Origin of the sequence: Streptomyces sp. NPDC048506 (genome assembly GCF_040651315.1) — a bacterium.
In the GTDB taxonomy this organism is placed as follows: domain Bacteria; phylum Actinomycetota; class Actinomycetes; order Streptomycetales; family Streptomycetaceae; genus Streptomyces.
This window is the reverse complement of sequence record NZ_JBEZIX010000015.1, coordinates 13,576-26,070: the sequence shown is the minus strand read 5'-3', so window position 1 is coordinate 26,070 and position 12,495 is coordinate 13,576. Positions and strand designations below refer to the sequence as shown.

Genomic DNA, 12,495 nt, shown 5'->3' with positions numbered 1-12,495 from the left:
TACGCGTGTCCCCCGGCTCACCGGTCGCGCCCGACTCGGGGGTCAGGAACCGGTGGCGAAGTCCTGCGTCCACCAAGGGCCGTTGGAGCTGAGGTTGACGCCCACACCGGTGACTTTGTAGGAGCAGTTGAGGATGTTGTCCCGGTGCCCGGGGCTGTCCATCCAGCCGTCCACCGCCGTGGCCGGGTCCTTGGGGCTCTTGAAGATGTTCTCGGCCCAGCTCTGCCACCGGAATCCGGCATTGGTCATGCGGGTTCCGGGGTCGACGCCCTCGGGCGTGTCATGGGCGTAGTAGTTCCGGGCGGCCATGTCGTCCGAATGGGCCTGGGCCGCCTTCTGGATGCGGCGGTCGACGGTGAGGGGACCGCAACCATGCTGGGCCCGCTGGGCGTTGACCAGGTCGACGACCTTCTGGGCGAAGTCCGCGGCGGTGCCGGTCGCGGCCCGCGGCCCGGCCGGGGCGCCCGTTCCGGACTCGACGTGCGGGGCGCGGGGCGTCGTGCGGTGGGCCGGGCGCGAGTGCTTCTCGGCGTCGGCCGTCCGCGGCCCGGAGGAGGCGTGCGGCGTGCCGGGCCGTTCAGTGTCGGACGCGGTGGGCGACGCCTTGTGACGGCGGGGCGAGTGCGAGGCACTGCTCGATGCCGGCGGCACGGAGCTGGCCACGGTGGGCCGCGCCGGCACGGACGGATCGGCCGCGAGCACCTGGTCGGCCCCGGAGCCGGTGCGTATCAGCACCAGGCAGGAGCCCCCCACGGTGATGACGGCCGCGGCCGTCAGCAGCGCCGTCCTCGACCGCGGGCGGGTGGCGTCGGCGCGGTGGCTCCCGCCGTTGCGCGCAGGCCGACGGGCGGACCGGGTCGCGGCGTGCCGCCCGGAGGTGGCGGACGCACCGGTGCGGTGGCCGGTGCCGTCCGGCGTCTCGTCGCGCAGGGCGGGGCGGAGGCTGTCGTCGTGGTTCATGATTCCGTTTCCGGTCCGGTCGTGGGGTCCCTGTGGTCCGTCACGGTTGGTCCGTGACCGGGGACCCGTGCCGGCGACCTGGTGGGGACGGCGGGTCTGGTGTGGTCCGCCCGGTGGACGGTCCGCACTGGGGAGACCTCTGGTGCGGTCCCCGATAACGGAAAATGCCCCGAAATTTTTTTCGTCCGGGCCCACCCCTCGTCCGGGCGGCCGGGGGCCGCGCCTCGACGGCGTTCCACTTCCCCGTAGGTTTTCTGTTGTCGCAAGGCGCCGGACGGGTCACCTGAGCGCGGGGGCCATGAAGGTGTACACGGATGAACAGGACCGAACAGGCGTGAAGTGGGACAACGGTACGGCGACCGTCGAGGCGGCCAAGGCGGGAGACGACGATGCCCGGGAGCAGCTCGTCTCCGCGTACCTGCCGCTGATCTACAACGTCGTCGGCCGGGCACTGGACGGCCATGCGGACGTCGACGACGTGGTGCAGGAGACCATGCTGCGCGTCCTGGAGTCGTTGACGGAACTACGCGAGCCGGCGTCCTTCCGTTCCTGGCTGGTGGCGATCGCCATGAACCAGGTACGGCGCCGCTGGACCGTCGCCCACAAGACGCCCGTCGTCGGCCTGGACCAGACGGCCGAACGGCCCGACCGCGCCGCCGATTTCGTCGACCTGACCATCCTGCAACTGGGGTTGTCCGGCCAGCGTCGTGAGGTGGCCGAGGCCACCCGCTGGCTGGACGAGGGCGACCGCTCGCTGCTGTCCCTGTGGTGGCTGGAGGCCGCCGGCGAGATCGGCCGGGCGGAGCTCGCCGCCGCCCTCGGCAGCGGGACGCGTCATACCGCGGTCCGGGTGCAGCGGATGAAGCAGCAGTTGGAGACCGGACGAGTCGTCGTCCGCGCCCTCGCGGGGAACCCGCCGTGCCCCGAACTCGACCAGCTCACCGCCGCCTGGGACGGCGACCCCGCGCCTCTGTGGCGCAAACGCATAGCCCGCCACGCACGGCACTGCGCCACCTGCTCGGGCCACTGGAACGACCTCCTGCCCGCCGAGGGGCTGCTGGCCGGCCTCGCCCTGCTGCCGCTGCCCGCGCACCTCACCCCGCACGCGGCCCTGCACGCCCCCACCGCCGCCACCGCGGCGACGGCATCCACCGCACCCACCGCAGCGACGGCGCCCAGCGCACCGACCGCACCCGGCGCACCGACAACCGCGGCGCCGGGTGACGCGGCGCGGGCCGGCCACGGCGCACACCCCGTGCCGCAGCGGCCGCCCGGTCCGCACCGGATGGCCAAGGGCACGGCCGTTGCGGGGGCGGTGGCGCTCGCGGTGGCCGTCGCCGTCGCCGTGTGGTGGCTTCCCGGTCCGCCTCGGGACGCCCGGAAGGCCGAGCCCACGGTGCGACGATCCGTGGCCGCCGCCCCCGCGCCCCGCCCCACGCCCACCCCGACCCCCTCCCCGTCGCGGACCGCCGTCGCCACCCCCACCACCGCCCCGCCCACCCCGTCCTCCCCCACGCCCACCCCGCCCGACCTGGAGGAACAGGCCACCGCACTGATCAACGCCCACCGCGCCAAGGCCGGCTGCGGACCGCTCCGCATCGACCCGAGACTGCACGCCGCGGCCCAACGGCACTCCGCCGACATGGCGGCACGCGGCTACTACGACCACATCTCACCGGACGGCGTCGGCCCCGACGGGCGCATCACCGCCGCCGGGTACCGGTGGAGCAGCTGGGGCGAGAACCTCGACCGCGGGCCGGGGAGCGCCGCCGTGGCGGTGCGCGACTGGATGGGCGACGCCATGCACCGAGACAACATGCTCGACTGCAAGTTCACCGCGGTCGGCATCGGAGTCGTCCACGGCGCGGGCGGCCCCTGGTGGACCCAGGACCTCGCTGCGCCACGCTGACCTCCCGCGCCGGGCGGATCGCGGCGGCCGGGTGCGGCCGCCGCGGCCCGGGACGCCCGTCAGCTACCGGGAGTGACCGGTGCCCGCCACAGTCCGACGATCGCGTCGATCAGGCCCGTGGCGGCATCGTGCCAGGTGGCACGTGATGTGGCGGCGTGCTCGGCCAGCGCGCGTTCCCGCTCCGCGCAGGTGTGGACGATCAGCTGGCGGGCCATCGCACCCCGCTCGACATGGACGTCGGCCGGCAGGTCGGGCAGGCACCGGTTCAGCCCGTCGAGCGTCTGCCGCAGCGCCGGGGAGGCCAGCGACTCCTCGGCTACAACGTCCTGCAACGCCGGATCGGTCATCACCTGGGCGCAGAACCGGGCGAACCAGGTGGGGCTGCCCGACGCGGCGAGGTGTTCGGTGGTCGGCCGCACGAGGCAGGCCACCCAGTCTCCCAGTTCCGACGCCCCGTCGAGCTCCGCGAGCATCCGCAGGCGTGCCTGCTCGATCCGCTCGGTGTGCTGCCGGGTGATCGCACGCACCAAGTCGGCCTTGGTACCGAAGTGGTAGCCGACGGCGGCGTTGTTGCCCTGCTCCGCCGCCTCGCTGACCTGGCGGTTGGACACCGCGTGGACACCGCGCTCGGCGAACAGCCGCTCCGCGGCACTCAGGATCCGCTCCCTCGTCTCGCGCACCTGCTCCGCCCGGACCGTCTTGCCTGCCATGCCCACCACCTGACCGGGACTTCGCCCACCCCACCGGACCACTGAGGCATCTTCGCCGATGTCATGGGGCGATCCCCATCCCGGGTGGGTGGGACTTCGGGGTCGGACGCGCGGAACGCCTGCCGGAAGGAACCGGCAGGCGTGGTGGTGGCCGCCGGTCCGGCGCCCACCGTTCTCAGTCCTCGTCGTCCTCCGCCCGGCGCTCGCCCTCCGCCTGGGACGGCTGGGTGCGCGGCGTGTCGGGGTGCCGCTGCTCGGCCGGGTCCCTGTCCTCCTCCAGCCGCTCGCCCTCGGCCTGCGACGGAGTCGTGTACTCGTCGTACTGGCTCATAGCCGCCTCCGATATATCGGAACGCGTCCCTACTCAACGAGCGTAACGCTTCGGCCGGGGGGCGGCCTGTGCTGCGGGCACCGCCGCCCGGGCCACCGCCGGCCGCCGCGCCGTGCCCCGCCCCCGCGCGTCCGCAACGGTCACCGCCGCCCCGGGAGCCGCCACCCGACACCTGGCCGCAGCCGGCAGTAGCGGGCCGCAACTGGCCGCATGAGGGCGTGGCAGGGAAAATCACCTGCGGATCGGGTGTCCGGTTGGCAGGCTGTAACGATGAACTCCCAGCTCGACGACGTCCCCGACCACCCCGCGCGCCCCTCGGTGACCGACTGGATCACCACGCCGGTCGGACCGGGCATCCTGCGCGGCGCCCTCGACCTGGAACGCACCGCGCAGGGTGTGCTGCCGCACCGGCTGCCCGCCTGGGCCCGCCGGCAGATCCCCGATGAGCAGTTGGCCATGGCCGAGGCCCAACCCTCGGGTGTGCGGTTGGCCTTCCGTACCCGGGCCACCGCCGTCGAGCTGGACGTGCTGCCCACGAAGACGGTCTACCGGGGCGCCCCGCCCCCTCCGGAGGGCGTGTACGACCTCCTCGTCGACGGCCGCCTCACCGGCCGGGCCAGCGTGGCCGGCGGCAACGTCCGCACCATCGACATGGCCACCGGATCCGCCGACGTCCGCCCCGGCCCGGCGGGCACCGCCCGGTTCGCCGCACTGCCCGCCGGCGAGAAGGACGTCGAGATCTGGCTGCCGCACCGGGAGGTCACCGAGCTGATCGCCCTGCGCACCGACGCGCCGGTCGAGGTCGCGCCGGACCACGGTCGCCGGGTGTGGCTGCACCACGGCAGTTCGATCAGCCACGGCTCCAACGCCGAGAGCCCGACCACGACCTGGCCCGCGCTGGCCGCCGTCGCGGGCGGCGTGGAACTGATCAACCTGGGCTTCGGCGGCGGCGCCCTGCTCGATCCGTTCACCGCGCGCGCCATGCGGGACACCCCCGCGGACCTGATCAGCGTCAAGATCGGCATCAATCTGGTCAACACCGACCTGATGCGGCTGCGCGCCTTCTTCCCGGCCGTGCACGGCTTCCTCGACACCCTCCGCGAGGGGCACCCCAGCACGCCGTTGCTGGTCGTCTCCCCCATCCTCTGCCCCATCCAAGAGGACACCCCGGGCCCCCTCGCACCCGACTTCGACGCCCCGACACTGCGGTTCCGGGCCCTCGGCGACCCCGCGGACCGCGCCGGTGGCCGGCTGACGCTCACCGTCATCCGGGACGCGCTCTCCCGGATCGTCGCGCAACGGGCGGCCGACGACCCGAACCTGCACTACCTCGACGGCCGCACGCTCTACGGCGATGAGGACTTCGTCGAACTGCCGCTGCCGGACCAGGTCCACCCGGACTCGGCCACGCACCGCCGCATGGGCGGACGCTTCGCCGCGTCGGTGTTCGGTGAAGGCGGCCCGTTCGCCGCGTCAGCCGACTGATCGGCACGACGCGGGCCGACGTCCGAAGTCCGCCCGAACGACGGGCAGTTGCTGAGGATTTTTCTAGAAGACTCCTCGGATTTCTCGTGCATTACGCTGTCCGCCATGACGTCAACGAGACCGAGCCATGTCTCCTAAGCAACAACGCGGCGAGGCCACCGTCGACCGCCTGCTGACCACCGCGCTGCACGTGTACGCCGCAACGGGCCAGCAGGGGTTCACGGTGAACGCGGTCACCCGGGCCAGCGGTGTCAGCCTCGGGAGTCTGTACCACCACTTCGGCAGCTTCGACGGTCTCGCCGCCGCCCTGTACACGCGGTGCATGGAGCAGCTGTTCGGCGAGCTGACCGTCGCCGTGACGCGCACCCGCACCGCCCGCACCGGTGTCCGGGCACTCGTCAGGGCCTACCTCCGGTTCACCGAAGAGCACGCGGACGCCGCCCTGTTCCTCCACGCCTCCGCCTACTCCGGCTACCTCACGGCCCACGCCGACCGGATCCGCGCGGCCAAGGCCGGCATGCTGGCGGGCATCGTGGACTGGATGCGGCCGCGGATGGCAGCCGGCGAGATCGCACCCACCCCCGAGCCGCTGATCGAGGCACTGGTCATCGGACCGGTCGCGGAGACCGCACGCCGCTGGCTGTCCAGCACCTACGACGTCGATCTCGCCCAGGCGGCACGGATCCTGCCCGACCGGATCTGGCGGTCCTTGCAGCCGGACCCGGCCCCCTCCTGACCCGCACGACACCTGTCAGCGCCACCGATCGAACGCGGCAAGCACCTCCATGATCCCGTCTTCCCAGGTCGGGAAGGGGGCCCGGATCTGGGAGAGCGATACGGCCGCCCTGCGGTCGCGACCGTCCATCACGTAGACGGCGTGATTCGCCCCCGTCGCCGTGGACACGTGTCCCACCCTGGTGAAACCGCAGTCTCCTGGGTCCGGGTCCGTGCATACGAAGACGAAGACATCCCGCTCGTAGGGCTCGGGGTCAGGCGAGACGAGGAACAGCCCCCTCCGTTCCACCTCGCCCCGTACGCGACGGTCGATCCTCGACACATCCAGGCCTGACCGGCTGACGCACCTCCCGCCGTCCTCGGCCGGCCGGCCCGTCGCCGCGCGGCCGAGGCGGCGCCCTCCGCATCTGACGGTGGCGTCCTCCTACACCGCCCGCGGCCCGGCCAACCCGGTCAGGAGTTCCGCGACCTCCTGCGCGTACTGCGGGAGTCCCGCCTCCTGGTACGCCGAACGGGCCCGTTCCCAGTAGCCGCGTGCGGCCGCCGGCCGGTTCATGGCCAGCGCCAGGTGACCGAGGTGGTGCAGGGTCCGCGCCGCTCCGGCGGAGTTGCCGAGGCGGTGGTAGACGTCCAGGGCCCGCTGGTAGTGGTCGTGGGCGGTCTCGTGGTTGCCCTGGTGGCGGGCGGTGTACCCGAGGTTGAAGTGGGTGTGGCCGGTCGCCGGGTGGTCCTCCGTCTCGCGGAAGTGCGGCAGGGCGGCGGCGTAGTACCGCTCCGCGTCCGCGTACCGGCCGATGCGGCGGGCGACGGTTCCCAGGCTGTGCAGCGTCCTGGCGACGCCGGTGCGGTCATCGAGCTCGCGGTACCGGTCGAGGGCCTCGGCGAAGACGGGCAGCGCCTGGTGGAAGTCCTGCTTGTGCTTGAGGAAGTCGCCCTTGTTGTACAGGGCCAGGGCCTGCTGTGCGCGGTCGGCGGCGGACCGGGCGAACCGCACGGCCGTCTCGCACACCTCCAGGCCCGCCTCCCAGTCCTGCTGGCGGCGCAGGAACCAACTGACGTCGTGGGCCAGGGGAAGGGCCAGGGCGGGCCGGCCGTGCAGCTGGGCCAGGTCGAGCGCGGACCGCAGGTTCAGGCGCTCGGTGTCCAGCCAGTCCTCGGCGGCGGCGTCGTGTCCGCGTGCCCGGGCCGCCGTCACGATGCGCTCGGTGGCGGCGCGGGCGGCGTCACGGTAGTGGGTCAGCAGCCCGTCGACGGCGGTCTCGACGCTCGCCCGGTCCTCCTCCGCGCCGCAGCGTTGCTCGGCGAACAGGCGCAGCAGGTCGTGGAAGCGGACCCAGCCGCGTGGTTCGCCGGGCTCGATCATATGGACGTTCCGCAGCGCTCGGAGCAGCCGTCTGACCTCGGGCACGGACCGCCCGGTGAGCGCGGCCGCCGCCGGCACGCTCACCTGCTGCCCCGGGTTGAGGGACAGCAGCCGGAACGTACGGGCCTCGTCGGGGGTGAGGCTGGCGTACGACAGCTCGAAGGCGGCAGCCACCGAACGGCGGTCACCGTACGTCAGCTCTTCCAGCCGGGTGGCACGGTCGCGTAACGCCGCGGTGAGTTCGCCGACCGACTGGTCCGGGTCGGCGGCGAGTATCGAGGCCACGACGGCCAGTGCCAGCGGGAGGTGCCCGCATAGCGCGGTGAGCTCCCGTACGGCGTGCGGCTCGTCCTCGGCACGCGTGTCGTCGGAGCGGCGGATCCGGAGCGTGCGCGTGATCAGCGCAGCGGCCTCGTCCGGTGCCAGCGCGCCGACGTCCACGATCCGGGAACCGGGCAGATCCCCGAGGGTGTGACGGCTGGTCACGACGACCCGGTGGATCGAGGAGCCGGGCAGCAGGGGGCTGATCTGCTCCGTCGAGGAGGCGTTGTCGAGCACCACCAGGGCCGCGCCGTGCCGGGCGCCGAGGTCGGCGAGCTTCGAGCGGTACAGCGACAGGCGGCCCTCGAACGTCGGCGGGAAGAGTTCGTCGGGGACGCCGAGGGCGCTCAGGAAGACGGACACCGCGATGTCCGGACGGACATAGCGGTTCTCGTCGTAGCCCTGGAGGTTGAGGAAGAGCACACCACCGGGGAACCAGCCGGCCGCCACGGCGTCATGCGCGGCGCGCAGCGCCAGCGCGGTCTTCCCGACGCCGGCCGTGCCGGCGAGCGTGGACACCACGAGCGGCGCCGCGTCGGCGTCGGGGCGCAGGGCGGCGGTCACCGTGTGCAGGGCCTCGTCCCGGCCGGTGAACTCCGGTACCGCCGGCGGCAGACCGGCCAGCGCGGTGGGCACCGGGGGCGCGAGGTGCACCTGGCCCACGTGGCCCGCCTGGACGACCGGGCCGTGGACGCTCCCGCTCAGGTCGTTGGACGAATGGTTCACGCTCTCTTTCTAGCCCAACGGCCGTGCGACGAGGAAGGTTTCGCCACACAAGGGCCGACGGCGGACGGTGCCGGCCCTGCCCCGCCCCCGCGGCGACGGTTGCGAGCGGGGGCGGCGCGCGACGCGCGGCGTCAGGCCGACGCGGCGGTTTCCGCTCCGGCTATCAGCCGGTCCAGCAGCGACAGCAGGGCACCGCGGACGTCCGCACGGGACCGGGCGTCGAGCATGAGGATGGGGGTGTGCGGATCCTTCAGGTGCAGGGCGGCCCTGATCTCCTCGGCGGTGTACGGCTGCTCGCCGTCGAAGCAGTTCGCGCCGACGACGAACGGCAGCCCCCGGTTCTCGAAGAAGTCGACGGCCGGGAAGCTGCGGTCCAGCCGTCGGGTGTCGACCAGGACGATCGCCCCGAGGGCGCCCGCCAACAGGTCGTCCCACATGAACCAGAAGCGCTCCTGGCCCGGTGTGCCGAACAGGTAGAGGACCACTCCGGCGTCGGTGAGGGTGATCCGGCCGAAGTCCATGGCGACGGTGGTGGCGGTCTTGGACTCGATGCCGTCGAGGTCGTCGACACCGACCCCCGCGGCGGTCAGCCGCTCCTCGGTGCGCAGCGGCTCGATCTCGGAGATCGCCTCGACCAAGGTCGTCTTGCCGACGCCGAACCCGCCCGCGACGAGGATCTTGACGGGGGACTCTTCCGTGGCGTCTGTGTCATATCCGGGCAAGGTTGTCCCTGATTTTCATGAGCAGGTGGACATTGGACGTTTCGGCCGCCTCCAGGGGCGGCCGGTGCTGGATCAGACCACGGTCCGCCAACTCGCTGAGCAGCAGCGTCATCGGGGTGAGGCGCATGTGCAGACGAGCGGCGATCTCGGCGACGGCCCGTCCGTTCGGCGGTTGGCACATGGCGAGGATGGCCCGCCACTCGGTGGCCAGGCCGCCGTCGGCATCCGCCGCCACCGAAGCGGTGATCAACGTGTCCATGGTCAGGACGGTGCGGTGTGCGGTGGTCCGCCCGTCGGTGAGGGCGTACAGCCGCGCCCGGCGCCGCCTTCCGGGCTGCTGACCGGCCGTCATGACGGCTTGGGTGCCGGTATGCGCTCGGGGGTGCCGAGCCACTCACCGAGCGCCTGCGAGGCCCGTACGACCTCGCCGCCCAGCTCGCCCAGCCGCGCCTTGCGCGAGGTCACGACGATCAGCGTGCTGCCCTCACCGCACCCGACGAGGCAGAGGTAGCGGTCGTTCATCTCCACCAGTTGGCGGATCACCCGGCCACCGCCGACCTCTCTGGAGATCGCCTTCATCGTGGCCGCGATGCCGGAGGAGGCCGCGGCGATACGTTCCGCCTGGTCCCGTTCGAGCAGGTAGGCGCTGAGCATGATCCCGTCGTTGGAGAGCAGCACGGCTCCCTCGATGCCGGCGATCCTGCTCAGGTTGTTGTCGAGAATGCTGTAGATCACGTCGTTCGTCGTCATGGCTTGTCCTGTCGGAGCTCGATTTCCACGGTCTCGGTGCCCTGCTCGTAATCCGACCAGGCGTCGGCCACCTCCTCGGGCGTCGCGGTGTCCCCGCCGACCGGTTCGGTGGCACGCCGCTCGCGGAGTTGCTCGGCGATATGGGTCTGCGGCTTGCGCTCCGGCAGGGGCGGCGGGGTGGAGCCCGTCCGGGCCGGGGTGGGGACCGCGGCCGGGGCCTCACTCGGCTGACGGCGCGGCAGCCCGGCCCCGGTGGGGGCGGCATCGGCCGGGGCGGCGGAGCGGGCGTGCAGGACGAGCCCGGGCTTGCGCACGTCGGTGCGGGGCGGCACGGGGGTGCGCGGTGCCGCACCGGCGGCCGGTGCCGCACCGGTCCGGACCAGGTGTTCCTCGGGGAGGATGACGATGGCGGAGGTGCCGCCGAACGTCGAGCGGCGCAGGGTGACCCGGGCCTGGAGCTGGTCGGCGAGGTGCCCGACCACGAAGAGGCCGAGCCGGTGGGCGTTCTCCGCCAGGACGGAGTACGGCGGGGCGGCGTGCAGGCGGCCGTTCATCTCCTCGTAGCGCTCGGGCGCCACGCGCGGACCGCGGTCCTCGATCTCCACCGACAGTCCGTCCGTGACGAGTTCGGCCCGGATGGCGACCTTCGACGCCGGCGGGGAGAACCGGGTCGCGTTGTCCAGCAGCTCCGCGAGGAGGTGGCTGACGGCGCTGATCACCCGCGGATCCACGCTGACCTCGTCGAGCGCGACCCGCTCGATCCGCCGGAACTCCTCGACCTCCGCGGCGGCCTCGCGCAGCACGTCCGCGACGCGCATGGGCTCGACGTGCGGGTCGGGGATCTCACCGCCGGCCAGGATGAGCAGGTTCTCGACCTGCCGTCGCATCCCCACCGTGAGCTGGTCGGACTTCATCAGCTGGGCGAGGAGCGCTTCGTCGTGACCGAAGGTGTCCTGAAGGTCCTCGGTCAGGCTCAGCTGGCGGCTGACGAGGTTCCCGGTGCGGGAGGCGATGCCGGCCGCGAACATGCCGAAGCCGCGGCGCTCGTCGGCGAGTTGCCGGTACCCCTCGACGGACACCTCCACGGTTCGGGCGAACGCATCGCTGATGCGGCCGACCTCGTCCGGCTCGTGCCGCTGCGCCGGCAGCGCCTCGGCGTCGATGTCCTGCCCGCGCTGGAGGCGGTCCACCACGTCCGGCAGCGTCTCCTCGGCGACGGCGACCGTGCGTCGGTGCAGCAGGGCCAAGCGGCGCAGCACCGTGCGCGTGGTGAACACCACGACGGCCACCACGAGCAGCAGGCCGGCGGCGCTTCCCGCGACCAACCAGACGACCTCTGCCTCCAGGTCGTCGGCCGCGGCGTCGGCGTGCTGCATCACCCCGCGCAGTTGGTCGGCGTTGAGCGTGGTCAGCTGGGGGACGAGCTTCTGGTACATGGCCGACCAGCCGTGCACCGCGCGGGGCAGCGCGACGCCGCCCGGGACGTCCTGGTGATCCGCCAGGGCCGCGTCCTCGATGCGGGTCATGGTCTTCCAGGCGTCCGAGGACGTGATCCGGGCGAGGGCCCGCTGCCCCTCTTCGGGCAGGTACGGAGCGATCGAGGTGGTGTACAGGAACCGGTGGGCGCCAACGGCGTCGGTGAACTCGCCGAACGCGTCGCCGCTCAGCTTTCCGGCCGGTCCGGCGGACGCGACGATGGTGTCTTCGCGCGCGAGCACCTCCGACGCCTCGACCAGGGCCATCACCGGTCGGCTCTCCTGGGTGACCGCCGCGTCGTCCATGTTGCTGAACTCTTGGTAGACGCGGAGGATCCGGTCGATCACAGCGCTGTAGTAGCTGGAGGTCCGGTTCGCGCTGCCGCTGTGGGCGTCCGTGCGCTCGCGGTAGGCGTCCAGCTCGTCGAGCTGCTTCTGCACGCCCTGGACGTAGTGGTCGACCCGGTCGTCGTCCTCGGTACCGGCCGCCTGCCGGAACGCGGTGACGGCGCGGTCCGTGACCGCCCGCCGCCGGCTCAGGTCGGCCCGGGACACCGGCGAGCCGGCCCACCGCGCGGCCGTCGTGCTGCGCTCGGCCTGCAACGCGGCCATGAGCTCGTACAGGGGGCTGCCGACCCGCTCGCCGTCCGCCACATCGGCGCGCAGCTGCTCGGACTGCTGGAGCAACCGGTCGGCGGTGACGAAGACTTGGGCGCCCATCGCCACGGTGGGCACCACCGCCAGCCACACCAGCAGGGTACGCAGGCGCACCACACCCCGGCGCCGATTTCTCGCAGTCTTGCGCTGGCCGTCGGGCCGTGGGCCTTCGGCGTCTATGGAAGTCATCAGTCCTCGTGGGCGGAGCGGGGGGGGAACAGAAGACCAACAGCGGTTCGGCCAATCCGCCCAGGGGAACGGAAGGCGCCAGTCCGGTATCGGCGGGCCGTGGGGGGTGCCGATCATAACCAGCCACCGTATGAAAGTGAGAGGTGGCACCCATGATCGACG

12 protein-coding genes are annotated in these 12,495 nt (G+C 72.7%); 3 read left to right on the top strand and 9 right to left on the bottom strand.

Features of this window, described 5'->3' with window-relative positions; genetic code table 11:
• Positions 1 to 42: 42 nt before the first annotated feature.
• Positions 43 to 960: a CAP domain-containing protein gene (locus AB0C96_RS14390; RefSeq protein WP_362917164.1), complete on the bottom strand. Its 918-nt coding sequence runs from the start codon at positions 958 to 960 to the stop codon at positions 43 to 45.
• A gap of 334 nt (positions 961 to 1,294) precedes the next feature.
• Here AB0C96_RS14390 and AB0C96_RS14385 point away from each other — a divergent pair, with 334 nt between their 5' ends.
• Positions 1,295 to 2,869 carry a sigma-70 family RNA polymerase sigma factor gene (locus AB0C96_RS14385; protein WP_362917162.1) on the top strand — a complete coding sequence of 525 codons (1,575 nt, stop codon included), beginning with the start codon at positions 1,295 to 1,297 and terminating at the stop codon, positions 2,867 to 2,869.
• Between the two features lie 59 nt (positions 2,870 to 2,928).
• On the opposite strand, the gene AB0C96_RS14380 is transcribed toward AB0C96_RS14385, so the two are convergent.
• Entirely contained in the window at positions 2,929 to 3,579 is a 651-nt protein-coding gene (locus tag AB0C96_RS14380) for a TetR family transcriptional regulator (protein ID WP_362917160.1), read from the bottom strand.
• A 175-nt stretch (positions 3,580 to 3,754) separates the two neighbouring features.
• Positions 3,755 to 3,910: a hypothetical protein gene (locus AB0C96_RS14375; protein ID WP_362917158.1), complete on the bottom strand. Its 156-nt coding sequence runs from the start codon at positions 3,908 to 3,910 to the stop codon at positions 3,755 to 3,757.
• Positions 3,911 to 4,180: 270 nt separating this feature from the next.
• On the opposite strand from AB0C96_RS14375, the gene AB0C96_RS14370 reads away from it, so the two are divergent.
• Entirely contained in the window at positions 4,181 to 5,395 is a 1,215-nt protein-coding gene (locus AB0C96_RS14370) for a GDSL-type esterase/lipase family protein (protein ID WP_362917156.1), read from the top strand.
• 127 nt (positions 5,396 to 5,522) lie between these two features.
• Entirely contained in the window at positions 5,523 to 6,131 is a 609-nt protein-coding gene (locus AB0C96_RS14365; protein WP_362917154.1) for a TetR/AcrR family transcriptional regulator, read from the top strand.
• Between the two features lie 15 nt (positions 6,132 to 6,146).
• Here AB0C96_RS14365 and AB0C96_RS14360 read toward each other — a convergent pair whose 3' ends face one another.
• The 6 genes from AB0C96_RS14360 to AB0C96_RS14335 all read right to left on the bottom strand — a co-directional run bounded on the left by AB0C96_RS14360 (position 6,147) and on the right by AB0C96_RS14335 (position 12,333).
• Entirely contained in the window at positions 6,147 to 6,299 is a 153-nt protein-coding gene (locus AB0C96_RS14360) for a hypothetical protein (protein ID WP_362917152.1), read from the bottom strand.
• Positions 6,300 to 6,554: 255 nt separating this feature from the next.
• Complete coding sequence (locus AB0C96_RS14355) at positions 6,555 to 8,540, bottom strand: tetratricopeptide repeat protein (RefSeq protein WP_362917150.1); 1,986 nt, start codon at positions 8,538 to 8,540, stop codon at positions 6,555 to 6,557.
• A 131-nt stretch (positions 8,541 to 8,671) separates the two neighbouring features.
• Positions 8,672 to 9,262 carry an ATP/GTP-binding protein gene (locus tag AB0C96_RS14350; RefSeq protein WP_362917148.1) on the bottom strand — a complete coding sequence of 197 codons (591 nt, stop codon included), beginning with the start codon at positions 9,260 to 9,262 and terminating at the stop codon, positions 8,672 to 8,674.
• A complete protein-coding gene (locus tag AB0C96_RS14345; protein ID WP_362917146.1) occupies positions 9,249 to 9,614 on the bottom strand; it encodes a DUF742 domain-containing protein in 366 nt (121 codons plus the stop codon). The genes AB0C96_RS14350 and AB0C96_RS14345 overlap by 14 nt, the downstream gene beginning before the upstream one ends.
• Positions 9,611 to 10,012, bottom strand: coding sequence for a roadblock/LC7 domain-containing protein (locus tag AB0C96_RS14340; RefSeq protein WP_362917144.1), 402 nt, complete (start codon positions 10,010 to 10,012; stop codon positions 9,611 to 9,613). The genes AB0C96_RS14345 and AB0C96_RS14340 overlap by 4 nt, the downstream gene beginning before the upstream one ends.
• Positions 10,009 to 12,333 carry a sensor histidine kinase gene (locus tag AB0C96_RS14335; protein WP_362917142.1) on the bottom strand — a complete coding sequence of 775 codons (2,325 nt, stop codon included), beginning with the start codon at positions 12,331 to 12,333 and terminating at the stop codon, positions 10,009 to 10,011. The genes AB0C96_RS14340 and AB0C96_RS14335 overlap by 4 nt, the downstream gene beginning before the upstream one ends.
• Positions 12,334 to 12,495: the final 162 nt, after the last annotated feature.